Annotated in this window: 21 protein-coding genes; 9 read left to right on the top strand and 12 right to left on the bottom strand. The window is 51.1% G+C overall.

Annotated elements, in window-relative coordinates:
• Position 1: 1 nt before the first annotated feature.
• A complete protein-coding gene (hisIE, locus tag SIB68_RS01400) occupies positions 2-670 on the bottom strand; it encodes a bifunctional phosphoribosyl-AMP cyclohydrolase/phosphoribosyl-ATP diphosphatase HisIE (RefSeq protein WP_063399364.1) in 669 nt (222 codons plus the stop codon).
• 1,068 nt (positions 671-1,738) lie between these two features.
• On the opposite strand from hisIE, the gene SIB68_RS01395 reads away from it, so the two are divergent.
• Positions 1,739-2,224 (top strand): 6-carboxytetrahydropterin synthase, encoded by a 486-nt coding sequence (locus SIB68_RS01395; RefSeq protein WP_063419415.1) that lies wholly within the window; start codon positions 1,739-1,741, stop codon positions 2,222-2,224.
• Positions 2,225-2,273: 49 nt separating this feature from the next.
• On the opposite strand, the gene clpB is transcribed toward SIB68_RS01395, so the two are convergent.
• From clpB to SIB68_RS01340, 11 genes are all read right to left on the bottom strand, one after another.
• On the bottom strand, positions 2,274-4,865 hold the full coding sequence (clpB, locus tag SIB68_RS01390; RefSeq protein ID WP_063399362.1) for an ATP-dependent chaperone ClpB: 2,592 nt from the start codon (positions 4,863-4,865) through the stop codon (positions 2,274-2,276).
• Between the two features lie 429 nt (positions 4,866-5,294).
• Entirely contained in the window at positions 5,295-5,510 is a 216-nt protein-coding gene (locus tag SIB68_RS01385) for a Nif11-like leader peptide family natural product precursor (RefSeq protein WP_063397712.1), read from the bottom strand.
• A 197-nt stretch (positions 5,511-5,707) separates the two neighbouring features.
• Positions 5,708-6,067: a plastocyanin gene (gene petE / locus SIB68_RS01380; RefSeq protein WP_063399361.1), complete on the bottom strand. Its 360-nt coding sequence runs from the start codon at positions 6,065-6,067 to the stop codon at positions 5,708-5,710.
• Positions 6,068-6,095: 28 nt separating this feature from the next.
• Entirely contained in the window at positions 6,096-7,103 is a 1,008-nt protein-coding gene (locus tag SIB68_RS01375) for an NAD-dependent epimerase/dehydratase family protein (RefSeq protein WP_063399360.1), read from the bottom strand.
• A complete protein-coding gene (gene hemE / locus SIB68_RS01370) occupies positions 7,100-8,158 on the bottom strand; it encodes a uroporphyrinogen decarboxylase (RefSeq protein ID WP_011129824.1) in 1,059 nt (352 codons plus the stop codon). Before hemE ends, SIB68_RS01375 begins: the two co-directional genes overlap by 4 nt.
• Before the next feature lie 109 nt (positions 8,159-8,267).
• Positions 8,268-10,538, bottom strand: coding sequence for a 1,4-alpha-glucan branching protein GlgB (glgB, locus tag SIB68_RS01365; protein ID WP_063399359.1), 2,271 nt, complete (start codon positions 10,536-10,538; stop codon positions 8,268-8,270).
• A gap of 100 nt (positions 10,539-10,638) precedes the next feature.
• Positions 10,639-11,406 carry a DUF3887 domain-containing protein gene (locus tag SIB68_RS01360; protein ID WP_063399358.1) on the bottom strand — a complete coding sequence of 256 codons (768 nt, stop codon included), beginning with the start codon at positions 11,404-11,406 and terminating at the stop codon, positions 10,639-10,641.
• Complete coding sequence (locus SIB68_RS01355) at positions 11,361-13,004, bottom strand: CocE/NonD family hydrolase (RefSeq protein ID WP_063399357.1); 1,644 nt, start codon at positions 13,002-13,004, stop codon at positions 11,361-11,363. The genes SIB68_RS01360 and SIB68_RS01355 overlap by 46 nt, the downstream gene beginning before the upstream one ends.
• Positions 12,994-13,260, bottom strand: a complete 267-nt coding sequence (locus SIB68_RS01350) for a hypothetical protein (RefSeq protein ID WP_063399356.1) — start codon at positions 13,258-13,260, stop codon at positions 12,994-12,996. The genes SIB68_RS01355 and SIB68_RS01350 overlap by 11 nt, the downstream gene beginning before the upstream one ends.
• 66 nt (positions 13,261-13,326) lie before the next feature.
• Positions 13,327-13,731 carry a DUF4332 domain-containing protein gene (locus SIB68_RS01345; RefSeq protein ID WP_063399355.1) on the bottom strand — a complete coding sequence of 135 codons (405 nt, stop codon included), beginning with the start codon at positions 13,729-13,731 and terminating at the stop codon, positions 13,327-13,329.
• Positions 13,721-14,200 (bottom strand): Ycf51 family protein, encoded by a 480-nt coding sequence (locus SIB68_RS01340; RefSeq protein WP_063399354.1) that lies wholly within the window; start codon positions 14,198-14,200, stop codon positions 13,721-13,723. Before SIB68_RS01340 ends, SIB68_RS01345 begins: the two co-directional genes overlap by 11 nt.
• A 65-nt stretch (positions 14,201-14,265) precedes the next feature.
• Here SIB68_RS01340 and SIB68_RS01335 point away from each other — a divergent pair, with 65 nt between their 5' ends.
• From SIB68_RS01335 to SIB68_RS01300, 8 genes are read left to right on the top strand one after another with little or no spacing between them, the layout of a single operon-like run.
• Complete coding sequence (locus SIB68_RS01335; protein ID WP_063399353.1) at positions 14,266-18,702, top strand: translocation/assembly module TamB domain-containing protein; 4,437 nt, start codon at positions 14,266-14,268, stop codon at positions 18,700-18,702.
• Positions 18,703-18,706: 4 nt separating this feature from the next.
• On the top strand, positions 18,707-19,621 hold the full coding sequence (locus SIB68_RS01330) for an ROK family protein (protein ID WP_063399352.1): 915 nt from the start codon (positions 18,707-18,709) through the stop codon (positions 19,619-19,621).
• A 34-nt stretch (positions 19,622-19,655) separates the two neighbouring features.
• The gene (locus SIB68_RS01325) at positions 19,656-20,972 is read left to right on the top strand and encodes a glutamate-5-semialdehyde dehydrogenase (RefSeq protein WP_063399351.1); all 1,317 of its coding nucleotides are present in this window, start codon (positions 19,656-19,658) and stop codon (positions 20,970-20,972) included.
• Positions 20,939-21,352: a dihydroneopterin aldolase gene (locus SIB68_RS01320; protein WP_063399350.1), complete on the top strand. Its 414-nt coding sequence runs from the start codon at positions 20,939-20,941 to the stop codon at positions 21,350-21,352. Before SIB68_RS01325 ends, SIB68_RS01320 begins: the two co-directional genes overlap by 34 nt.
• A 21-nt stretch (positions 21,353-21,373) precedes the next feature.
• Positions 21,374-21,994, top strand: coding sequence for an esterase/lipase family protein (locus SIB68_RS01315; RefSeq protein ID WP_063399349.1), 621 nt, complete (start codon positions 21,374-21,376; stop codon positions 21,992-21,994).
• A 58-nt stretch (positions 21,995-22,052) separates the two neighbouring features.
• Entirely contained in the window at positions 22,053-22,754 is a 702-nt protein-coding gene (locus SIB68_RS01310) for a hypothetical protein (protein ID WP_063399348.1), read from the top strand.
• Positions 22,755-22,800: 46 nt separating this feature from the next.
• Entirely contained in the window at positions 22,801-23,313 is a 513-nt protein-coding gene (locus tag SIB68_RS01305; protein ID WP_063399409.1) for a hypothetical protein, read from the top strand.
• A gap of 20 nt (positions 23,314-23,333) precedes the next feature.
• Entirely contained in the window at positions 23,334-24,419 is a 1,086-nt protein-coding gene (locus tag SIB68_RS01300) for a hypothetical protein (protein WP_063399347.1), read from the top strand.
• The last annotated feature ends 54 nt before the right edge of the window (positions 24,420-24,473 follow it).

Genomic DNA, 24,473 nt, shown 5'->3' with positions numbered 1-24,473 from the left:
TTCAGTTTCGACGCGGTGCTCCACGTCTATTAGCGAGCACCTCAAGCACATCTCTCCAGTTCACACCATGGTGGGCAAGAGCGACTTGCAGATGAAAGAGAAGATCAGCCGCTTCATTAGCAATTGCCTTCGCATCGTCGTCTTTGCAAGCCATCACAAATTCCGCACTCTCCTCACCAATTTTTTTGAGGATGCGATTGTCTCCACCTTCTAAAAGCTTGTTTGTATAACTGTTGGCTTCAGGTGTGGTGTGGCGTTGATCAATCACCTGAAAAAGTTCACTGCATGCATCCATCGGAGGTGGAAGAGTGAGTGAGTCTCCCTGCGAATGCTGGTTTACCTCTGCGAAGAAACAGCTTCTCGCTCCGGTATGACAACTGACCAAACCGGTTTGTTCGATACTGAGTAAAAGCACATCAGCATCGCAGTCATAACGAATTCCCTTAAGGGTCTGCGTATGACCGCTCGTGGCACCTTTATGCCAAAGCTCCTGACGCGAGCGGCTCCAGTAATGAACTTGGCCACTCTTTAATGTCTGCTCCAAGGCAGTGCGATTCATCCAGGCCATCATCAGAACGGCTCCATCAAGCCAGTCTTGGGAGATCGCTGGAATCAAACCAATATCGTCAAAACAAAGTTGGTCGATGAAGGCGGGGCTGAGGGGTTGCATTCGTCCTCAAGGAGCGCAGGAGCGGCCGTGCAATCATCCCTCAGCACCAAACGAGTCATCAACTGCTTCGCTCTCGCATGATCCGCCCCTCCTAAGGCCTTTTAACCTGGAAGCGGATGGAGCAGTGCATCAGCATCTCGAATCCTATGGGTGCTGATTAGAAATTTCATCCCTAGCCATGGCTAGGGGGCAGGATCAACAGACACCAGAGACATCAAGGGGTGATGGGTAGGCTTACGGACTGATAAGAGCTACTCAAAGCATTCAGTCTCAGTATCAAGCAGATGGCTTGTCTCAGGCTCAGATAGAAGGGGAAGCTTCCAAATACTGATAAGTTGAATTTCAATTACTATATCATATCATCGATAAAGCTCTGAACAGACACCTTTCCGATTTTATTTCTACTGGTGTATAGAAACAAGCTACATCGATCTTTAACTAGCAGCAGGTCCAAGCAAATAAATTCAATCAATTCTTGCTCTCTTCTTAGATCTGAGCAATTCAATTCTCCAGATTTAGTACCTACCAGTTCTCATATCTCCTTTGTCACCAGGCAACGCCATCCAAGATATTGCCACCAATCACAGATCTAATGTTGTCAAAAGGAGCCTGACCTAGGTTTCCGCTGAAAAGAACTTGCCAATTGCCGAAAACATCAAATATCACGCTTCTTCTTGCACTCGGACTGGAGGCGGCAAATTGAAAACCTTGATCAGAAATCAATGGACACCCGCAATCATGCCGAAATGCTGCCTGAAGATTTTTTGTTCAATTAGATACACTTTTGCAAATGAGTTAATAATCAAACTCAAGAGCTTTGAGTCTAAATCATAGAATTTAGATGAGTCTTTAGATCTTGCCTCTAGAGTACATTCCCCTAGGCAACTCCCTTCAATGGAAAGCATGACAATGCATTGCCTTGAAGATTGGCTTCTATTTGAAGATGATTTTGTTCGTCGCTTAAGCTGATCCGTATAGTCACATAGATTGAATCACGACATCAAAGTCACTCTCTACACATAATCTCAAAACACACGCCAACTGCAGTAACTCTCTGGATGAACGACCGTGACTAAGACACTGAAGAATGCTTACACTTGTAGCAAGAATTTCTCTGGATATCCTTGCTGCCATCGTCAATGGCGTCATCCAGGACACTGTCGATTTGTGCATGGCTATAGCCGCAGTTTTACCTTTTGGTTTGCAGCTCAAGAGCTTGATCCCTACGGATTTGTCGTCGACTTTTCCAGTCTTCGGGATCTGGAACAACAACTCAACAACCAATTCGATCACACCTTCCTCGCCAATGCTGATGATCCGCTCCTGTCTCAATGGCAGAGCCTGAATGATCAAGGCGCTATTGATCTAAGGGTGATGGACAACGTAGGCATGGAGTCCAGCGCAGAGCTGGTTTGGCAATGGGCCAATGCCCTTCTGCTTGATCGAGATGGTGGGCGCAGCTGTTGCTGGCGGGTAGAAGCGCGTGAGAATGAAGCCAATGCAGCTTGCTATGAAGCAACACCTACGTGGTTTGAGACGAAGACTTTGCTCTGATCAATTTGCTCGATCGACTCCCCTAATGGGAGCGCGAAGGGGATAAGCATTAGCGAAAACTCAGACGCTCCTGATCCACATCTACATGCACAATCTGACTATCTCCATAAAGGCCCGCCAGGATACTTTTGGCTATTGGAGTTTCAAGCTCGCGTTGGATCGCTCGCTTAAGGGGTCTAGCCCCATAAACAGGGTCATAGCCAGCATTGGCGAGCCAATCAGCTGCTGTATCACTGATCTCTAGGCCAAGCTTGCGATCGCAAAGACGCTCACGCAGCCGATTGACCTGAAGGGCAACGATCTGACGCAGTTCCTCGCGCCTGAGACTATGAAAGATGATTGTTTCATCCAGGCGGTTGAGAAACTCAGGCCTAAAATGAGCGTGCAAAGCATCATGAACTCGCCGCTCCATTTCCCCGTATTGACTATCATCGCCGCCCAAGTCGAGAATCGACTGGCTACCAATATTACTGGTAAGAATTAGCACCGTATTTGTAAAATCAACTGTGCGACCCTGACCATCGGTGACACGTCCATCATCAAGGATCTGTAACATCACATTGAACACATCTTGGTGTGCCTTCTCCACTTCATCGAACAGGATTACCGCATAAGGGCGTCTGCGTACGGCTTCGGTGAGCTGTCCACCGGCCTCATAGCCGACATAACCCGGAGGTGCCCCAATCAGTCTGCTGACACTGTGCTTCTCCATATACTCAGACATATCGATTCGAACCAAAGCCGCCTCGCTGTCAAACAGTTGAGAGGCCAATGCCTTGGATAGCTCCGTTTTACCGACACCAGTGGGGCCTAGAAATAAAAAACTTGCGATCGGGCGGTTGGGATCACTTAAACCTGCCCTAGAACGCTGAATCGCATCCGCAACAGCTTGCACAGCCTGTTCTTGGCCAATCACACGTTGGTGGAGTTCTGCTTCAAGTCCAAGCAGCTTTTCCATTTCCGACTGCACAAGCTTGGCAACGGGAATCCCGGTCCATTTAGCGATGACATCAGCAATATCGTCTTCCGTAACCTCCTCTCGCAGCAGTGATTTATCGCCTGCCTCTCCATCTTGGGCCAGGGCAGTTTCTTTCTCGCTGAGTTGTTTCTGCAATCCCGCCAGAGTTCCATACTCCAGTTCAGCTGCCTTGTTGAGGTCGTAGCTGCGCTTGGCTTGCTCAACTTGCAATTGCACCCGTTCGATTTCTTCTTTGAGCGAAGAAAGGTCGTCAATCGCACCTTTTTCTTGTTGCCACTGTGCATTGAGGGCACTTTGTTGCTCTGCTAATTCAGCAAGTTCGCGTTCTAGTTTTTCCAACCTTTCCTTGCTAACGGAGTCGGACTCACGTCCTAGGGAAAGCTTCTCCATCTCGAGCTGCACAATCTTGCGATCGATTTCATCAATTTCCTCAGGCTTGGAAGTGATTTCCATTTTCAGCCGTGCAGCAGATTCATCCATCAAATCGATGGCTTTATCTGGCAAAAAACGATCGGCAATATATCGGCTACTGAGCACAGCTGCAGCAACTAGGGCGTTATCAGCAATGCGCACACCATGATGCACTTCGTAGCGTTCTTTGAGACCACGCAGGATGGAGATCGTGTCTTGCACTGTGGGTTGATCCACAAGCACTTGTTGGAATCTTCTTTCTAAAGCGGGGTCTTTTTCGATGTGCTGTCGGTGCTCATCGAGGGTCGTTGCCCCAATGCAGCGCAGTTCCCCTCGAGCCAGCATTGGCTTAAGCAGATTGCTGGCATCCATTGCCCCACCGGTCGCTCCAGCGCCTACAACAGTATGGATTTCATCAATAAAAAGTACGATTTGTCCTTCAGAGGCGGTAACTTCTTTGAGCACCGCCTTGAGTCGCTCTTCGAATTCACCTCGATATTTCGCCCCTGCAATCAAAGCACCCATATCAAGGGCGATTAACTGTCTGTTCTGAAGGGCTGCAGGTACATCGCCATTAACAATCCGCTGTGCGAGGCCTTCAACAATTGCAGTTTTTCCCACCCCTGGCTCCCCAATGAGGACAGGGTTGTTTTTGGTGCGCCTACTAAGAATCTGAATCGTGCGTCGAATCTCATCGTCCCTTCCGATGACAGGGTCGAGTTTGCCTTCGCGAGCAGCAGCAGTCAGGTCTCTGCCATATTTTTCGAGAGATTCGTAAGTTCCTTCTGGGTTCTGATCGGTCACCTTCTGGTTTCCGCGTACCGCGTCAATTGCAACCTTTAGTTTGCCGGCATCTACGCCCGCTTGATTGAGCAACTTGCGGCCGCAACGATTGTCCCCGGCCAATGCAAGTAACAGATGTTCAATCGAGATGAAACTATCGCCAAAAGCTTGCTTATGTTTCTCAGCTTGATCGAGAAGATCATTGACTCCCTTGCCCAAATAGACAGAGTCTGGCGCAGCCTGCAGAGTGGGCTGTTCTTGCAGGTGTGCCTCCACGGCTGTTTGCAAGTTGCCGATCGACACACCTGCTTTTTCTAGGATTCTTCCTGCCAAAGCGTTTTGCTGGAGCAGTGACAACAACAAATGCTCTGTTTCCAGTTGCTGGTGCTTGCGTTGTTGGGCAAGTTGTTGGGCCAAAACGATTGCTGCCCAGCCTTTTTCGGTAAATTGATCCGCCGTAGGTTGCATGTGGTCTTTTACGTTGATTCAACCGTATGTCGACTAACCATTAGCGCCAAGCGGTAAACCGTTCTGATTGGTACGGCTCTTTCGGCAGAGTGTGGTAAGCACCACCAAGAGACAAATCAAACCTCATTGCTGAATTCGTCATCAATAACTTTCATCTATGCATTAAGGTATTTAATTATTGGTTTAAAGAAGCCTATAGATCAACCATCTATGCACGATTAGATCATCTCTTCATGGCTTAAACTTTTAGTATTCTCTTGATCCAAATACAACAGCCTACCCAATATTTAGCTTATCCTTTACTCTAAGCAAAATGTATTACTACTGACACCAATCATACTTATACCTTAATTCAATATAAGCACCGTGACCTTCAACCATTTCACCAGCAAATATTTAAAGACTTGTAGCCACTTGCATTCAAGCCAATCATTTGCGAATTGGAGAGATTCTACTTTTTCTAAACCAATCCTCTATCTGCTGTGACTCAGCCTCATTTTGAAGGTCGCAAAGCTTGACAGGAAAACCATAATCTTTAGCTAGATCTATTAACTCCTGATCATTAGAGCAATTCTTCAACTGGCCTCGTAGCGTTAAACTGTGCTCAGCGGCATGGAGAAGATCAGACAGGCCCTCTCGTGTCATTGCATCATATACATTCTTAGTTTAATAATATATCCAAGCTTTGACGCCTGCAAACCAGCGAGAAACCTTTGCAGGCATAATTGAGTGATCAAACCTATATCATCCAATAATAAAAATGTAGAAACAAAAAGAATAGTTACCTTAGGCTTGATATTTTTAGGGTCTTTAATGCCTGCTTATCGGTCAGTTAATTTAACTCATTCAACAGTAACCTTTCCAACCATGCCAGCGCCACGATGGGGCTCACAGTAGAAATCATAAGTGCCAGCTGTTGTGAATGTTTCTTCCCAAGATTCACCCGGAGCAAAGGCTAGATCAGAGTGACTTAACTCATCGTGGCCTTCAAATACAGCGTTATGTGGGGCGAGATTATTATTGACGAACTTGATCGTGTCTCCTTCTTGAATCGTTATAGAGCTTGGTTCGAAAGCAAGCATGCCTGAATCGCTGCCTAGTTTCACTTCAGTAGTGGCAGCCTGAACGGAAGAGACTCCAAGCCCAATCACCAAAAACAAAGTGCAGGCTGCTGCTGCGATAGAGCGAAGCATTGAGGCCATGAGGGCTTACATGATTTCTAGGAACACTTTAGCCCTGATTGTGAAGTTTTCCGCGCTGCGGCAGCCCTGAATCGGCTAACACGGCTTCAAGTGTGGCTGCATGGCTGTGACCTCCGACACGTTCTGGTGTCGTAATTGGATCATGCACAAAGTGCCTTTGTTTGATGCTGAAGCGATCCCAGGCAGTGATTTCGATCGGCAGCACCTTGATCAGAGCCTCAATCAGCCAACCCCAGAGGGGTAGGCCAGGCGTCTGCCTAAGCCCACGCCAGCGACAAAGAGTCGCTATAGCTTGATTCACAGAGATCGAGGGTTGACCCATAACCAAACGCCGAACAGCTCCCTGCCCAGCCTCTCGATTGAGGAGTTTGGGGCTCGTTGCCAAGTGGCCACATATGCAAGCAATATCAGCTGCGTGAATGAAATGAAAGCTGGCATCAGCCCTTAGCCAGCGTGCCAACCAAAGCCAGCGGCTTGCTTCTACTAACCCTTCAGTGAGATAGCTGGTAGGGAATGGGCTCGTACCATCGACCCTTCCCCCGAAAACGAGCGTAGGGAAAACAGCCACGATCCGATCAGCCAACGGATGGTGCTCAAGGTCCTGGAGGCACTGAGCCTTGGTTTGAATGTATTCAGTGCCATACGCAAGAGCTTCTGGCAATGGCTGAAGATCCCGGTTGAGAATGCTTGCCGTAGAGAAATAGGTGATCTGCTCAAGAACCTCTGGATTGAGAAGCCCGAGCAGAGTTTTAACAGCCACAACATTCACTTGATGGGCTCGCTCTGGATCCCCCCAAGCCGTTGCCGTATGAATCACACGGCTGACCGTGGCTAGCTGATTAGCAAAACAATAGGGATCACGTAAATCTCCTACCAGCAGTTGAACACGTGGGTGTTGCGCTGAGATGGCCGTGAGTTTGGCCGGATCTCTGAGCCAGAGCAATAACTCGGCATCGGAGTTTTCAAGTAGCCAGGAGGCTGTGTACTGCCCAACACAGCCGCTTGCTCCTGTGATCAGGATCCGGGCAGGAGTCAAGCGGCAGATCCGATCAGATTGTCAACAGTCTTGCCAGTTTCGAAAAACACCTTGGCATTGTCCTCAGGTGTTCCAGGCAGGATGCCATGGCCGAGGTTGAGGATATGCCGGCGACCTCGAGCCTTGCGAACCGCATCGACAATTCGCTCTCGAATCGCTTCTGGTGTTCCAAACAACAGGCCAGGGTCAACATTGCCTTGAACACCTAAGTGCTCGGGAAGTCGAGCGCAGCCATCGGCCATATCAACAGTCCAGTCAAGAGAGATGATATCGACACCTGTGCGCCCCATTCGTTCCAACACTCCAGCGCTGCCGGAGATGTAGAGAATCATTGGAGTGTCGGGATGAGTGGATTTCACCAGGTCTACGACTCTTTTTTGATAAGGCGCTGCAAAGGTGTCGTAGTCGGCCGGGCTTAGCTGACCGGCCCAGGAATCAAACATCTGCACGACCTGGGCGCCGGAATCGATTTGATAACGCAAATAAGTGGCAATCGATTCAGCGAAATGGTTGAGCAAACGATGCAGAAGATCTGGCTGCTGGAAAGCCATCGCCTTGATCACGGCGTAATTCTTGCTGCTTTTGCCCTCAACCACATAGGCAGCAAGGGTCCAGGGAGCCCCCACAAAACCCAGCACAGCAGCCTTATTACCAACACTCTCGCGCAGGCGTCCGAGCACCTCGCCTACAAAAGGCATGGTTGCGTTTGGCTCCAATGGCTGAAGAGCCTCAATTTGACTGAGGCTGCGAATCGGCTTTTGGATGAGGGGGCCCTTGCTTTCAACGATGTCGAAATCGATGCCCATGCCGGGCAAGGGAGTGAGGATGTCTGAGAACAAAATCACCCCATCAGGCTGGAATGCTTCAAAGGGCTGCATCGAGATCTGGTAAGAGAGATCAGGATTTTCAGAACGCTCTCGAAAACTGGGGTAACGGTCCCGGAGATCCCGGTAAACCTTCATGTAGCGTCCCGCCTGGCGCATCATCCACACAGGGGTCCGCTCGACCGACTCACCACGCGCAGCGCGGAGCAATAAGGGCTGGGAGTCGCTCATTACAAGGGTCAGGATCAGTCAGAAAACCTACCTGAAGGCCGTTGTTGTTCAGGCCATCAGTGATGTTGAGAACGCAGCTTCGTCACATGTTCATTGGCTTTGGCTGCACTCAAAGACTTCGCTTCGGGTCATGACGGAAGACCAGCACGCTCAGCGCTGGTAGACAGAGTTCAAGAGACTGCTCATATCCATGGATATTGAATTCATCAGTTTTTTTACCGCCCATATTGCCGAGGTTTCTACCGCCGTAACAAGAGCTATCTGTGTTGAAAACTTCCTGATAATAGCCACTCATAGGCACGCCAATTCTGTAATTTGAATGACTTTGAGGTGTGAAGTTGGCGACGACGACAAGCCAAGTTCCGCCACTACTTTCACGACGCATAAAGCTGATTACAGAATGACGATTATCATTGCAATCAATCCATTGGAATCCATATTGATCAAAATCATCTTTCCATAGAGCAGGCTCGGCTTTATAGAAAGTGTTGAGGTCATCAACCAATCTCTGCAGACCCTTATGAGGATCATGTTTCAACAGCTCCCATTGCAGATCTCCCCATACATTCCATTCCGATCGTTGACCAAATTCCATTCCCATGAAGATAGTTTTCTTGCCAGGATGGGTCCACATATAGGCAAGCAATGCACGAACATTTGCACATTTCTGCCAGTCATCTCCTGGCATCTTATGGAGAAGATTGCTTTTACCATGCACAACCTCATCATGACTAAGTGCCAGCATGAAGTTTTCGGTGTAGGCATACCAAATCGAAAAAGTGATGTTGTTCTGGTGAAACTGCCTAAACCAAGGATCTAACTCGAAATAATCGAGCATGTCATGCATCCAACCCATATTCCATTTAAGATTGAATCCCAGCCCGCCCATATCGGTGGGCTGAGTAACCATGGGCCAAGTTGTTGACTCCTCCGCAATTGAAAGCGCTCCAGGGAAGTGCTGGAAAAGAACGTGATTGGCCTGTTGGAGGAATCGAACTGCTTCTGTATTTTCTCGCCCTCCATCTTCATTGGCAATCCATTCTCCATCAGGTCGAAGATAGTCGCGATAAAGCATCGAAGCCACCGCATCAACACGAATACCATCAATATGGAATTGCTCAAACCAATACACAAGATTGGCAACGAGAAAGTTGCGAACCTCGTTGCGGCTGTAGTTGAAGATCAACGTGCCCCATTCCTTGTGTTCACCAATGCGTGGATCAGAATGTTCGTAGAGATGGGTTCCATCAAAGAAGGCCAGGCCATGACCATCCTTAGGGAAATGGCCTGGCACCCAATCGATGATCACACCTAAACCTTCGGCGTGGCAGCGATCAACAAATGCACGGAATTCATCCGGACTTCCAAATCGGCTGGTGGGTGCATACCACCCTGTGACCTGGTATCCCCATGAGCCATCAAATGGATGCTCTGAGATTGGCATCAGTTCAATGTGGGTGAATCCCCGATCTTTCACGTAGGGGATTAACTGGTCGGCTAGTTCGGGATAGGTCAGGAGACGAGCTCCAGGCTTCATGTCAGCAGCGGGTACCGGCGCCCGGGGCGTGCCATCCAACTCGATATACGGTTCATCTGTTGCTGCATGAATCCAGCTGCCTAAATGCATTTCATAGACAGAAATTGGCTGATCGAGAGCATTACGACTATCCCGTTGCCGCATCCATTGCTCGTCCTGCCATTGATAGCGATCAAGCCTCGCGACTACGGAGCTTGTCGCTGGGCGCACCTCGTGCTGGAAACCATAGGGATCAGCTTTCTGATAGCAATGGCCTTCCTGCGTTCGGATTTCGTATTTATAAAGGGTCCCTTCTTTAAACCCAGGAATAAACAGCTCCCAAAGGCCTCCCTGGCGACGCTGCATCGGATGATGACGGCCATCCCATCCGTTTAATTCTCCGAGAACAGCCACACTGCAAGCATGGGGTGCCCAGAGGCAGAACATCACTCCCTCAACACCCTCACGCTCCATCAGGTGGGCGCCCATGCGTTGCCAAATGTGGTGATGGTTGCCCTCCGCAAAGAGGTGACGGTCCATCTCCCCCATCCATTCATCGTGGAAGGCCCAGGGGTCGTGCTGCTCATGCACGATTCCTGCGCGTTTAACCCGCACCTGGTATATGCGGCCGGGATCTTGGTTGAGAGCTGCTTCGAAGATCCAGGAGTGATTGGGCGTTGTCATGGCAGTCGTTCTGCCATCACAAAGCAGCTCTACTTGGCTTGCCTCCGGCATCCAGATGCGCACGATCCATTGCCCCTCATGGGATTGAGGACCCAACAGCGAGAAAGGATGATCGTGGCGACATTCAGCAAGTCTTTGGCCGTCTTGAACCACCCAGTCGAGGGCAACACTGGTGGTCATGGGGTAAAGACATCAATGGCCGCGAGCTTAGGTCGATTCATGGACCGCAAGGGCAGACTGAGCACCAGAGGGAGCAGTTGAATCAGCGAACGCTGATCAATCAGACCAGATCAGCTGAGAAATCCACGTTGATGATCTCCCCTTGACTGTTGAAAATGACAAAAAGGTTGTCTGTTAAATCGCCAAACTCAATGGTCACTAAAACCAGCTGCTGTTCCCCGCCTTGGCTGGCAACAATCGCATCTTTCACCTTTTGGAAACCGCCGCTGACGCGATTGAGTTTTGTCCACTTGCGTTGCAAGTCTTGTGGTTTCAACTCCTGTTGAAAGCTCAGTTCAAGAAAGGAGCGCGCAGCGATCCAGCGAGCAGATACCAAATCGTCAACGAAATCAATGGCTGATTGCTCAATCGGCAACGCTTCACCACTCCATTTCCATGCGATCAATTTCCCTTTCTGATCGAGAACCATGATCAACGGGACGTCGCCATCGATGGTCTGAACCATGGCGTCGACAGTGGTGTCGTCTATGCCTGGTGAGACGTCGACAATGCGACTTGACTTGACTTGAGGACGCCTTTTCAGACGTTTTTGGATCCGTTCAGTGGTGGTGGTGCTGCGCAGGGCTTCTGAAAGTTGGCCATAGATGGTTTTCGCGTCTTGCACCACTAATGCCTTGAGCAGGATTTGCGCTGTTTTTGTCGCCTCAGCAGGGCTCAAGGTGGTCTTTTGAATGGTCTCCTGCGCTGCCACATTCGGAAGGGTTAGTGCACTCAAGCCCATGGGCAATCCAAGGGATAGGCTCAGCAGGCAAACAGACAGCTTCAAAACTCTTGGGGCAAATCGAAATCTATTTTGCCGGAGTTCCATGGCAAAAGCCTCAACTTGGATCCATTGAGCTGCAGTGTCATGGTCACCACTTGGCAATGGGGTCCTGGAGGGCCACAGGGATGACGATCGTGGCCTGGGTTGACACCAATGGCCGGCCAGGCAGCACCTGCGAGAGATAGGCGCAGATGTTCTCCTCGCTGCAGGTCTGCAAATATTGGTTGAAGTTTCACCTTGCGCGGCAGCATGCGCAGGGCCTGCTCTCCTTGCACACGCAGAAAACCTGTTGAGAGCTGCCTTACCTCGCTGTGGCTGAGATTAACAACGGAGAGGGCAACGCAAAGGTCAAATCCCGGTTGATCTGACTGCACTGTCAGCTGCAGTAATGGGATCCCATTGAGTTGGAGAGGTTCCTGCAAAGCAGTGGTTGTGAAGGTAGCTACATCGGCGCGCTGGTCCACGGCGCTGCGCTCAGCAACTCCTGGTTTTGGGCTGAGATGTCCTCCAACTGCTTGAACCGGTCGCCAAGGGTCATGGACCACATAAACCACGCCGCCACCTTTCTTGTTCTGATGCAGGGTGCCTTCTGAGGGGTCCAAGCAGGCCATCCCTCCACTGACAAGACTCCAGCCGGCATGGGCTGATGTTGTGGTCAGGGTGGGGCTTGCAAATGTCTGCCAAGAACAAGACGTGATATTCCAGATCCGCCCATGGGGTCTTGAATTCGTTAAGGCTTTCGAAGATTGCAGATGGCGATCAAAGAACTCCAGCTGAAGTTGCTGCGCATCAGGCCACCACTGCAGGTGAGTCGCTGGACCGATGTGAAGTTCTGGACTACCACCTACTTGGCTTGATCGTTGATAGAGATCAAGCAGGCCATTCAAATGGGGGTCCCACCAGCCACCCAGAAGCAGCATCGGTTGACGAAGCCAGGAATCCAAGGGCTTGTGTACAACACAGTCTTGATCGTTTTGGCTCGCTTGATGTAGCCATCTCAAGCTCATTCCATCGGGATCGTGGCGTTTCAGAAGTGCCGGACCCTCATACAGGTAGCTGTCGTCTTCCAAACTGCGGCGAAGCTCTCTCCATGCTTCCCAGTTGCCACATCGACGAGCTTGTAGTGCTGCAAGTTGCAGCCCCCAGGCCAAGCCAAGATGCCACCAGTGAGCACCTCCCTCACAACTCCAATGGTTGCGCTCATCAACTCCTGCCATCGCTGGGGCCAGACAGTCCGGTGGTGGCGTCCCGGGTTCAGCAAGTAGCTGTGTTAGGCCCTGATAGGAAAACCCATAGGTTCCAAGGCGGCCATTGCATTCTGGTAACTCCCGAACCCATGCATGCGTCTGAGTGGTATCAGAAGCTTCTTGCAGGAAGCCATTGAAGTGCCCTTCGGAATCCCCTTGCCCACGTACGTCCTGGACCACGACCAGATAGCCATGACTTGCCCACCAACCAGGATGGATGTAAGTCACAGTTGAGGCGAGCGCACGTCCGTAGGGCTGACGCATCAATAGAGCAGGCCAGGGTCCCTCACCTTTCGGGACCCATAACCTGGCAACGAGCTTGACCCCGTCAGAGAGTGTCAGCCAGGCATCGTGCCAGTTCACGGATCCAGAGCTCGTTCGACCTTCAACGCACATCCGGGCAGTTCATTCCAATCACATAGGTGGCCAGAATCTCAGCGTTATTTGAGCTGAGATTGCGTTGGCGGGCGACTTCTGAGATCGCTTGAGATGAATAAGCAGAAACCCCTTTGGTATTGAGAGCCTTAAATTGACTGCACAATTCGCGCGCTTCGCCTGGGTTGTTTTTGACGCTTTCAAGAAGGCTGGACTGCGCCTTGACATCCGAAGCACTGACAAGGGCTACGACGATCAGCGCTGGCAAATAGCGCATTGGTCCCAAAGATGCACGCTGTGATCATTTGAGACACTCTTGTCGGGATTGTGGGGCTTCGCTAGGTCAGTTCTGCAGTTGCCTAGTACGAGCAAGCTGGATCCAGCGATTCGCCATAGCTAGGTCCACGCTCGATTGTCGATGGTTATTGAGTTGGCGTTGTAACCGTCCCGTCTGATGCACAACATCCTGTGGAGTCACAGCGGCCAAAGCGGCTGCAGTGGCTAGCCCGGAGTGGATCAGCAAGGCAGCATCCGCCAGTTCTAGATCTAGATCACAAACAAGTGCCGCCATGCCTCGCAATCGTTTCAGGTTGCGTGTCGTCGCAAGCCCTCCCTTAGCAAGTCGGTTGAGTTCCCGGTCCTCGAGGCGTTTCAATGCGCTCCATGTTGTGATCCCTGCGGCCACGAGCAGGGCTTGTTCGTCACGAAAGCTCTGAGGTAAATCTCCCAGAGGTTGATCAACCTGCATCACTTTTTTCGGCTAATGGCAGCGTGATGTTCTGACGCAAGTCGCGTATGACTTCGCCGAGGATGACGGGTTGACTGACACCCTCTCCAACCGATTCCAGCCTGCGTAGCCGCACATGCACTTCACTGCCGTTATATCCACCGCGATGGATGTTGCCTGCTAGTTGCTCCAATGTGGCTTCGACCGCTTCATCGGGAAAGTCGTCGGGGGCCTGGGCGACAACAAGGTCCGTGCTGTTGTCAAACACCACGGGTACCACCAGAGCTCCTTCCACCTTGAGGGGGGGGGTATAGCTCACGCTAAAAGCCCAACAGCTTGCCAAAAGAAGAAGGTTGAAGCTGGTCACTCCCACCAGCCGGAAGCGTTGTCCCCAACGAACCAAGAAAGCAATCAGGGTCATTAGGATTAGGGCTAGGCCTGACCAGGCAAGCCATCCGGTTGCGGTTTCAATCACCTCTGGAATAGACATGGACTGGTGAACCTCAGGAGAACTACTTATATTTCGCACGCTCCCAGGAAGGTTGACTCAAATCGATGGGAGAGAAGAGTCAATCTTTGGCTAAAGGGCGATGGAAACGCCCTGCTGTTCTACTGCTAACCAGCAGCTTGGTTGTTTGGGTTGGCGCCGATCGAGTTGTTGCTGCCCTTCTTGAACGTCTGCGTCCGCAACTGGAGCAACAGCTTTCTAAACCTCTAGGCCATCCTTTGAAAATTGGTGCCTATCAGGGCCTGCGGCCCTGGGGTATGGCCATTGGTCCCACTGAAGTGCTGTCTGGAAGTCATGACGATTCCACCGCATTGCTCTCTGGTCTAACCATCAGTCTTGCCCCAATGGCCAGCCTGTTCCGTTTGCGACCCGTTGCCGTACTCACCCTTGAAGGATCACGGTTAACGCTACGTCGTAATCAGAAGGGTTTCTACTGGGTCCCTGGTCCATCTAAAGGCGAGCCTCCCCCAAAGGTTGATCTTCAGCTGCGGTTGACTCAGCCCGCCAGGGTCCGGATCGAACCGGCAAACTTGGAGTTCACCGCCACCACACGGGCAGACCTTCAGTTGGCGGAGGGATGGGCCAATGGGTCTGTCCAATTTGTATTGCCAGATCGTGGAAGATTCTTCCTAAAGGGCCGTGGGCGTTGGGATCGTTTAGAGCTTCAGGCCCATGCTCGTTTGGACCAAATCAGCCTTAAACCATTGCAGGGGCTTTTGCCGGGAACACTGCCCATGCAAATGCAGGGTCAGATTGGCGGTGACCTCCAAATGAGTCTTAATCAGGGACGTATGGACTGCAAGGGATCCCTGTCATTGGTTCGATTCCAATTAGCGGGTGGTCCCCTCAAAAAGTCACTCTCATCTCGTGAAGCCAAGATCAACTGTCGTCAAGATCGTCTTCAGTTACCTCTCAGCCAATGGCGTTACGGCCCTTGGACCGCTTCTCTCAAGGGAGGTGCTCATCTCAATCACTCCTACAACCTCGACCTCAAGGTCAACCAGCGGCAACAAGGGCATGCCTTCCAAGCCCGGATCAATGGACCTTGGCATGAGCCCAATCTGCACGCCAGTGGCCGCTGGATTCTTGCCCCAAAGATCCCCGTTGATGGTCCGCTGCAACTGAACTTGCAGATGCGCACCAACTGGCGCAATCCCAAGGCCTTCAGGGCCTTTATTGACACTTTTGATGTTCTTGGTCCAGGTCTTCAGGTCCGCGCAAGGGGCCCCCTCTATCCCGAGTTAGGGCTGAGCACCCAGCGCCTGGAGTTTGCAGGACCTGCATGGCAGCGCATCCCTGTGCTTGCTGATCTTCTCGGCAGCCAATCCTTGATCAAAGGCAAGCTTCAGCTTGAGGGCCCTTCATCGAGCCCCCAACTTCAGCTAAGCCTTGCTCAGCAACGTAATCCTTTGCTGGAAACCTGGTCTCTGCGAGCGGGGTGGTCAGCAGATTCCGGTTTGCTCCGCTTAAGGCAGTTCAACAGTCCCCTGCTCAAAGCTGTGGCGGACTTGCCTCTCTCAGTTGATCAAGGACGCCTACGCAGTGGAGAACTGCAGGCCAATCTGAATTTGAATCCTTTCCCTTTAGCTCGTGTTGGTCCGCTTCTCGGCACCTCTTTGGCTGGAACCCTTGCTGCTTCGGGTCAGGTGAGAGGGCCATTCTCGGCCCTTCGTCCAAATCTTTCCCTCCGGGTAGTGAATCCAGAAGCTGGAGGGTTGCGGTTGTTGGAAGATTGGCAAGGGAACTTGGCCGGACTCCCTGCTGGGGGTAGCACTCTGCTGATGGGATCAGTGGGGGCTGTGATCCCTGGGCAGCTCTCAGCTCGATTGGGACGCGACTGGTTGCCACAGGAGTTGGCGATTAACCGTGGCGATGGCCGTCTCTCGCTAAACGGCACCCCAGCTCGCTATCGCTGGGAGTTGAACAACTTCAAAGTGGATGGGATTGAGGCGGCCCTGTCTTCAAAGCAGCGATTTGAAGGCGTTTATGGTCAACTCAGCGGGTCAGGCAGCCTGGGCCTTCAGCCCCTGGCCATGGAAGGCCAAGTCACCATCAGCAATCCAAGGTTGATGGGTCTGCAATTTCAACAGGCTTTGCTGCAGGGGAGGGTTGCCAACCAGCGCTACAAGCTGACTGGTGAGCTGCTACCAGCGGATACAGGCCAGATCAATCTTGCAGCGGGAGGTCGCCTTGGTGGCGAACTCTCTGCCAAGGCAAAGGCACGCGGTCTAAGCGCGCGTTGGCTGATCTCTAGTGCAGAGCAACTTTCTAATTTTAATGATGTTCTTCCAGCTTCGATTGGGCGAGCCCAAGATCTGGGCACTCTGTTGATGCAAACCTTGGGAAGGTCTCTAGATGATCAGCTCAAAGTCTTGGCAGCGGCGCAGGCTTCCGTCAATCGTTTCGACCAGCGAAATCGTCGTAGCAAGATCATCCATCCAGAGGATCTACGTGGGCAGATTGATGCGGTGATCGATCTGAAGGGTCCCGATCTGGCCAAGCTCAATCTGGGGCTAAAGGCCAGCAGTCATCTCTGGACAGAAGGTGAGGATCAGGATCACGCCCTACAAGTCAAACCCATTTTCGCCTCGATTCAAGGACCACTGCATGGTGGGGAAGGGTCGTTTTCACTGCTTCACGTTCCCTTTTCTCTGCTTTCGTTGGTCGCACCTCTACCTCAAGCACTGCGGGGCGCTCTAGGACTTTCGGGTCGATACAACCTCAGACGGGGAACCCCTGAGATCACAGCTGATCTAGTGATGGAAACCGCCAGGTTGTCTGAAAGCACATTGAGCTTGGACAAAGGACAAATTCTCTTGAATGATGCCCTCCTGAACCTCGACTTGGCGCTGCGAAGCTCTTCTTCCAAAGAGGCTGTAACCATTACCGGTCAAGTGCCTCTGGATCCCTCCTTGCCGATAGACGTCAGGGTTGAGAGCCACGGCGACGGCCTACATTTTCTGGCTGATTTTGCTGAAGGTGCGGTCGCCTGGAAGGGCGGTAACTCCGACCTCAAGTTGTTGTTTAGCGGCAGCCTTAGCGCTCCTCAGGCGAATGGATTTTTGGTGATGCAAAACGGCGAATTCGTCGTCATGGAACAAGTTGTCAAGGGGTTGGAGGCTGCCATGGTTTTTGACTTCAATCGCCTTGAGGTGCAGCGTCTCAAAGCAAAGATTGGCTCGAAGGGCATCTTGCAAGGTGCGGGATCCATTGCCTTGCTTCGCCCTGCACCTGAAGACCAGCCCCTGACTATCGAAATCAGTAAGTCCCGTTTTAAGTTGCCAAAGGCTGATGTAGGGGTGGCCGCCAAGCTCAAGTTCACGGGTGCCTTGCTGAAACCCTTGATTGGCGGTGAGCTCACGATCAAAGAAGGAACGATCTCACCTACCGGCTCAGGGCTTCTGCGACCGATCAACTCTGCCATTCAATCCACCAAAAGGCCTGGAGCCGGAGAGGTGATAGCGACTTCCAGCAGCCCCAAAGTTGTTAATGCCAACACCCTGCTTGAGGAGCAGTGGGATTTCAAGAAACCCTTGATCTTGCTTGGACCAGATGTAGAGGTCAGTCGGAGGAAGATGTTGAGCTCCATGATTCCCAACATCCCCTCTATCAGCTTCGACAACCTGCGTTTAAAGCTGGGGCCAAATTTGCGCATCACTGCTAATGCGCTGGCCAATTTCAGTACAGAAGGGTTGCTCAGCTTGAATGGTCCCCTAGATCCAAAGCTTCAGGCTCGTGGGGTGATTCGGCTACTGAATGGGCGGCTGAATCTGTTTACGACGTTCTTCAGTCTTGATCAGCGAGCTGCGAATGTCGCTGTGTTTACTCCTTCTCTGGGCCTAATCCCTTACGTTGATGTCGCCATGAACAGCCAGGTCTCCGACAGCATCAGCATCGGCACCGACAGTAACGCCGCATCAGCGAATGTATTTGATACCAATGGAACAGGTGCTCTTCGGGCCGGAGGACAGTTCCGCTTGATCAAAGTGATGGTGAAGGCCGAGGGACCTGCAAATCGTCTTTTCCAAAACATTGACTTACGCAGCTCGCCGTCACTGCCACGTGCTCAATTGCTGGGGTTAATTGGAGGAAATTCACTGGCAGGGTTGTCGGGAGAAGATGGTGGTGCGGCACTAGCGACTGTGATCGGTCAATCTCTTCTCACGCCTGTTCTTGGAACAATCTCTGATGCTTTCAGTCAACGAATGCAAATTGCCCTTTATCCTGCATACGTCTCGCCGGTTGTGACGAGTCAACAAGAGCGCGTTTCTGGGCAAGTCCCACCCACGCTCGAGTTAGTCACAGACATTGGTGTTGATATCACTAAGCGACTTAACGTTTCTATTTTGGCGACACCAGACCGCAACGATATTCCTCCGCAAGGCACCCTTACTTATCAAATCAGTCCCAGCATGAATCTCTCAGGTTCTGTAGACAGCCAGGGAATTTGGCAAAGCCAATTGCAATTATTTTTCCGCTTTTGACCAGTTGGCAACCGACTTAGCTCAGTTCATCGGTGTCGATTTGGGAGGTACCGCGATCAAGTTAGGACGATTTGATCAGCAGGGCAATCTGTTGGCAGAAACCGAATTGCCAACCCCTCAACCCTCGGTGCCAGGTGCTGTCACAGTTGCTATTTGCGAAGCTATCGAGACTGTTGATCCAAGCCATCATGCTGCATTTGTGGGAGTGGGCTTGCCAGGACCAATGGATGCTGAAGGGCGGGTTGCCAGGGTCTGTATCAACCTACCTGGATGGCTGGAGGTTCCTTTAGCCGACTGGTTGGAACCACGACTGAATCGGCACGTCACCCTGGCAAATGATGGCAACTGTGCTCTCGTTGGTGAAGCATGGCAGGGCGCGGCCCAAGATTTTCAAAACGTCGTTCTGCTCACTCTTGGCACCGGAGTAGGTGGGGGCGTCATGCTTGGGGGACAATTGTTTGTCGGTCATAACGGGGCTGCAGCCGAGCCTGGTCTGATTGGGGTGGATTCGGAAGGTCCCAGCTGCAACAGTGGCAACCAAGGCTCCCTAGAGCAATACGCCAGCATTGGCGCCCTTCAACGTCTATGGGCTGGGGACCCAGAAGAATTAAGTAACCGAGCTGCTTCTGGCGATCGCCAGGCTCTCGAGATCTGGGAAACCTATGGCCGCAAACTCGGGGTGGGAATCAGTTCTCTCGTCTATGTTTTCACCCCTCAGCTGGTGCTGGTCGGAGGAGGTCTTGCAGGTGGAGCAGTTCATTTCCTACCAGCGGTCCGTCAGGAAGTAGAGAAGCGGGTGCAAGCTGTGAGCAGAGAGGGTTTGCAGATTCGCTCCTGTGCCCTTGGGAATGGAGCTGGTCGCCTGGGAGCAGCTCGACTTGCCCTTCAACGTCTCTTAAGTGTCGGCAATGCCCCTTGAGGCGTAATGATGAGCACAGCTGTGCCGCGCTGTGATGACAACTTCTCCTGGAGTCCCTGAGCCTTCCGCCCAGTTGCTGCGACTTGCAGCAGAGGTGCGGCAAGCAGCCATGGCTCTTGGGCAAAGTGATGACAACCAGCGGCGTAAGGCCCTGATGGCAATGGCCAATGCTTTGCTGTCAAGCTCTGAGCAGATCGTGAGGGCTAATCAACTCGATTTTGAGAAGGCTCGAACTCAGGGACTTGCTTCTGCCCTGATGGCGCGGCTCAAGCTTGATCAAAGCAAACTCAATTCGGCTATCGAGGGGCTCAGGCAGTTGGCTCAATTATCTGATCCCCTTGGTTTGCGTCAGTTGCATCGTGAACTGGATCAAGACCTTGTGCTGGAGCGCATCACCGTTCCTCTTGGAGTCCTGGGGGTAATCTTTGAGGCGCGCCCAGATGCCGTAATTCAGATCGCTTCACTGGCAATTCGCTCTGGCAATGGCGCACTTCTCAAGGGCGGCAGCGAAGCAAGACACACCAATCAGGCCATCATTGAGGCGTTGAAGAATGGTCTGGCTGAAACAGAGATCGATCCCGAGGCAATTGCCTTACTCACGACCCGCCAGGAAAGCCTTGCCCTACTTCGCCTTGATGGCCTAGTGGATTTGATCATCCCTCGCGGCAGCAACGAACTGGTGCGTTTCATTCAAGACAACACACGAATTCCGGTTCTTGGTCATGCGGACGGAATCTGTCATCTCTATCTCGATGCCGCGGCGGATCTGAAGCAGGCCCTACAGATTGCAATCGATAGCAAGACCCAGTACCCCGCAGCATGCAACGCTATTGAAACTCTGCTCATTCATCAGTCCATTGCACCGTCGTTTTTAGAGCTTGCAATTCCTGCCTTTCGTCAGGCCGGGGTTCGTCTGCTTGGGGATTCAGCGAGCCGGGCTTTAGGAGTAGAAGAGTCAGCAAGTGAAGAGGATTGGGCTACGGAATATCTCGATCTGATTCTGTCAGTGAAAGTGGTGCCTGATCTAGAGGGAGCCCTGGATCACATCCGTCGCTATAGCTCCCGTCACACGGAGGCGATTGTCAGCAATGATCAGGAGACGGCTGAGCGTTTTCTCCAAGCTGTCGATAGTGCCGGTGTTTTTCACAATTGCTCCACGCGTTTTGCCGATGGATTCCGTTATGGCTTTGGAGCCGAGGTTGGAATCAGTACTCAAACACTGCCTCCAAGGGGGCCGGTTGGCTTGGAAGGGCTGGTGACCTATCGCTATCGGTTGCGTGGACACGGCCACATTGTGGCGGACTATGCCAATGGTGAATGCATGTTCACTCACCGGGACCTATCGCTGTGATCAATCGTCTCCCTTTAGGAGCCATTCATGTTAACGATGTGCGCTTGTGGGCTCACGTGGGTGTGCTTGACCATGAAAGGCGTGAAGGGCAGTGGTTCAGCTTGGATTTCAGCCTTTGGTTAGACCTTGACAAGGCTGCCCTGGATGATGACCTCAATGCCACTGCGGACTACAGCTTGGCTATTGGTGCAATGCAACGACTCTCCTTTGAACTGAAGTGTTTCACCATCGAACACTTCAGCGAGCGATTGCTAGTGCTCTTGGAAGATCTCTACGGTCCTGTGCCGATGCGAGTGCTTGTGCGTAAATGTGCTGCTCCGGTGCCTGGGTTTAGTGGCAGTGTGGCTGTTGAAAGGTGTCGCAATTGGCCAACACCCTGATCTTTGTCAAGGCTTTTAGCGATGTTTACGCATGTCGCATCAGTGGATAAACCCCGTCGACCATTGGTGCTTGTACATGGTCTTTGGGATACCCCGCATCTTTTTAGGCGGTTGGTGAAGGCACTCGAACAGCATCAGCTACCTCTACAGATCCCCCATCTGCCTCATCGCCTGGGAGTTGTTCCGCTTTCCAAGCTGGCTGAGACGTTGGATCAGCTCATCGTTGAGCAGTGGGGGACCGAGACGGTTATCGATGTACTTGGATTCTCGATGGGAGGGGTGATCAGTCGAGTTTGGCTGCAACAACTAGGTGGATCACGACGAACGCATCGTTTTCTGAGTGTAGGAAGTCCACAGCGAGGCACCATCACAGCCCAGTGGATTCCCGCCTGTTTGTTTGCTGGTTTAGCGGATATGAAGCGCGGCAGCCCCTTACTGCGTCAGCTCAACGGCGACGTTTCAGCCTTAGAAGACATTGAATGCAGCAGTTATTTCTGTCGATGGGATGTCATGGTTGTTCCAGGCTGGCAAGCCGTATTACCAGTGGGTGAGCAACAGGCCGTTCCAGTAATCACGCATCAACAATTGATGTCTCATCCGCTGGCATTGAAGTTGCTGACTTCAAAGCTTCTCAGTCATTAACTAGGCGAAGTCGAGTTACCTGACCAAACTGAGCGAATACTCATAAACCAGCACACAGATGTGTTTCTCAGCGTCAGCCAGCTTTACGGCTGCAGCGGTCCTCATGCCCTTAGGGCTTTATACCCACCATCTTGCGTCTGAAGCGAAACGTCCCGGCTACAAACCTCTAGCCCTAGTACCGTTCTTCTTCGGGCTACAGCAATTTATTGAGGGTTTTGTATGGGTGGGATTGGGTCACGGAGAAACAGTGGCTTCACCGGTCGAACCTCTCACCTCAATTACTTCTGTTGGCTTTCTATTTTTTGCCTATTGCTTCTGGATGATATGGATTCCATGGAGCGCATACTCGATTGGGCGTCATTCCGAAAGTGAAGGAGTCAAGAGAGCTTTACGCTGGGTTTGGATTATTGGTTCCATCCTTGGAATCTCATTCTGGCTGCCTTTATTAGTACATCCACCGTTGATCCAGCCAGGACTAGTGACAGGCGGAAGGATCGTCTACAACGTCAACACCATCTTCCATAATTTCATCAATACAGAGCCTATTGGAGAACTAATTTATTGGTGTTGGATTGTTATTCCTTTGCTGATTCTGAAAGACAAAGCCGTCAAACTCTTCGGAGTATTAATTGTATTATCTATCATTCTGACACTGTTTACATATAGTATGGCTTTCAATTCAGTGTGGTGCTTCTACAGTGCAATTCTTTCAATTTTTGTTCTATGGATCGTAAATCGTCCGGAGATGCGTCGTGCCTGATGCTCTTCTGCAGGGCTTAAGCGGACTGAGTCAAGGCCTTGATTCCATGGCTGAGGTGCTGCTTAAAATGGAGGCTGGAGTTGAATTGTTGCTGGCAGTTGGCCTTTCAATGTCAGCAGCACATTTCTTTTCTCTTCTTGCTAATCGTTTAGGTCCTGTTCAAATTGCCGTGCATTTATTCTTTGATGCGCTAGGCCTAAGCCTAGCTTTTCTATTGGGGATTCTCTGTGACAGCTTGATCCTTACTTCTCTAAAGGCTGTGCCTTTACATCCGATTACTTTTGCAAACCATATACTACCAGCAATTTGGCCAGGATTATTTTATATTCTTGTCGGAGCTCCTTATATTAGTGATCTAATTGCTGTAACACTTTTCGCATGGATTCACCTCAATGTAGTTGTTTTATTAAAAGCTCTTTATGGTATATCTCTCCAGCATGGCTTGATCATGGCCCTTCCTGGTTTTGCCTTGGCACTTGTTTTAATTGCGCTCTTGTTCGCTCAGAGGTGGAAATCAAGTTACGCCCAACTAGCACGAGAAATGGCTCTCAATCATTGAGTTAGATCTGATCTGAGATCATGACTAAGACTAGATCTTCACTTCGCCATCATCGTGAGCTGCTGCTTACAAGCCGCAGGACAGTTGTTGTTTTGATGCTGGCCTCAGCCATCCTTTTGTTCCTGTGCTTAGCTGTGATTCGTCGCGATGCTATTGCATTAGTAACCAGCGAATCGATTGATGAGCTTCTTAAGCTTGCGGCACTTCTGGTGATCATCTTGGTCCCTCTGTCAGGTATTTATTCAGTGATGCTTGACTTTGTCTTTTGGGAAGGGTGGCTTGATGGTCTTACTAACCCAAGTCATCTATTTGCTGAACGATCCCCGGATATTTCTGGACATCGGCATTACATCATTTACCTGGATGGCATTCATCAAAGTGAAGAAGACCATCCTCCACGGGTTAGTCGATTCCTCTCGCAACTAGAAGAAGGAATTGATCATGAGTCTATTTTAGTCAAAGGCATTGAGGCTTACACAATCAGGCCTGTTGCACTGCGTTCAGATTCATACAGCAAGTGGTTCTGGCGAAGATTATTTTCTCTACAAGAGCATCATCCCAATTCATTAGTTCGTTTTCTAAGCGCCTTTTGTGTACAAGCCAATAATGTGATCAAAGTGGGAATTTCCTCTGACCGCCGTTATGGCCCGGTGATGAATTATGAGCTTGCCTTGAAAATCGCCCGACGTCTTGAATCGCTTGGCTTCCATCCCAGTCAAGCTGTGCGCCTGGTATTAGTGGGTTACAGCGGAGGAGGAGAGATGGCTATTGGGACAGCGGAGATCTTGCAACAACTTTGTCGTGTTCCAGTACAAGTGATCACTGTCTGTGGAGTGTTCAGTGGGAATGGCGCTTTAGAAGAGATCAATCGTGTGGCTATGGTCGTTGGCGGGAAAGACCCTGTTGCGGCTCTTGGTCAAGTGGCTTACCCAGGGCGTTCTCCACTGTTGCCATTGTCAAACTGGAATCGATGGCAACGCAAAAGGAAGCTGACTCGCTATGAAATTTCCGGCATGAACCATTGTGGTCAGTCAGGACCATTCAGTGATGATTTCAGTTCTAAAGTCGTTGATGCAATTTGTTGTGAACTATGCATGACCAGATAAGCGCCTATAAAGTTAGTCTTTACATAGTTTTTTCGCATTAATACAAATTGTTAG

The organism is Prochlorococcus sp. MIT 1323 (assembly GCF_047304905.1).
Taxonomy (GTDB): domain Bacteria; phylum Cyanobacteriota; class Cyanobacteriia; order PCC-6307; family Cyanobiaceae; genus Prochlorococcus; species Prochlorococcus marinus_D.
This window is presented reverse-complemented; position numbering and strand designations above follow the sequence as displayed.

Bases quoted from the DNA above. Each gene is read 5' to 3' on its own strand.
- hisIE (WP_063399364.1), bottom strand. From the start codon at position 670: ATGCAACCCCTCAGCCCCGCCTTCATCGACCAACTTTGTTTTGACGAT.
- clpB (WP_063399362.1), bottom strand. From the start codon at position 4,865: ATGCAACCTACGGCGGATCAATTTACCGAAAAAGGCTGGGCAGCAATC.
- SIB68_RS01385 (WP_063397712.1), bottom strand. From the start codon at position 5,510: ATGACACGAGAGGGCCTGTCTGATCTTCTCCATGCCGCTGAGCACAGT.
- petE (WP_063399361.1), bottom strand. From the start codon at position 6,067: ATGGCCTCAATGCTTCGCTCTATCGCAGCAGCAGCCTGCACTTTGTTT.
- hemE (WP_011129824.1), bottom strand. From the start codon at position 8,158: ATGAGCGACTCCCAGCCCTTATTGCTCCGCGCTGCGCGTGGTGAGTCG.
- glgB (WP_063399359.1), bottom strand. From the start codon at position 10,538: ATGACCACCAGTGTTGCCCTCGACTGGGTGGTTCAAGACGGCCAAAGA.
- SIB68_RS01360 (WP_063399358.1), bottom strand. From the start codon at position 11,406: ATGGAACTCCGGCAAAATAGATTTCGATTTGCCCCAAGAGTTTTGAAG.
- SIB68_RS01355 (WP_063399357.1), bottom strand. From the start codon at position 13,004: ATGTGCGTTGAAGGTCGAACGAGCTCTGGATCCGTGAACTGGCACGAT.
- SIB68_RS01350 (WP_063399356.1), bottom strand. From the start codon at position 13,260: ATGCGCTATTTGCCAGCGCTGATCGTCGTAGCCCTTGTCAGTGCTTCG.
- SIB68_RS01345 (WP_063399355.1), bottom strand. From the start codon at position 13,731: ATGCAGGTTGATCAACCTCTGGGAGATTTACCTCAGAGCTTTCGTGAC.
- SIB68_RS01340 (WP_063399354.1), bottom strand. From the start codon at position 14,200: ATGTCTATTCCAGAGGTGATTGAAACCGCAACCGGATGGCTTGCCTGG.
- SIB68_RS01335 (WP_063399353.1), top strand. From the start codon at position 14,266: ATGGGAGAGAAGAGTCAATCTTTGGCTAAAGGGCGATGGAAACGCCCT.
- SIB68_RS01325 (WP_063399351.1), top strand. From the start codon at position 19,656: ATGACAACTTCTCCTGGAGTCCCTGAGCCTTCCGCCCAGTTGCTGCGA.
- SIB68_RS01320 (WP_063399350.1), top strand. From the start codon at position 20,939: ATGCATGTTCACTCACCGGGACCTATCGCTGTGATCAATCGTCTCCCT.
- SIB68_RS01315 (WP_063399349.1), top strand. From the start codon at position 21,374: ATGTTTACGCATGTCGCATCAGTGGATAAACCCCGTCGACCATTGGTG.
- SIB68_RS01310 (WP_063399348.1), top strand. From the start codon at position 22,053: ATGTGTTTCTCAGCGTCAGCCAGCTTTACGGCTGCAGCGGTCCTCATG.
- SIB68_RS01305 (WP_063399409.1), top strand. From the start codon at position 22,801: ATGGCTGAGGTGCTGCTTAAAATGGAGGCTGGAGTTGAATTGTTGCTG.
- SIB68_RS01300 (WP_063399347.1), top strand. From the start codon at position 23,334: ATGACTAAGACTAGATCTTCACTTCGCCATCATCGTGAGCTGCTGCTT.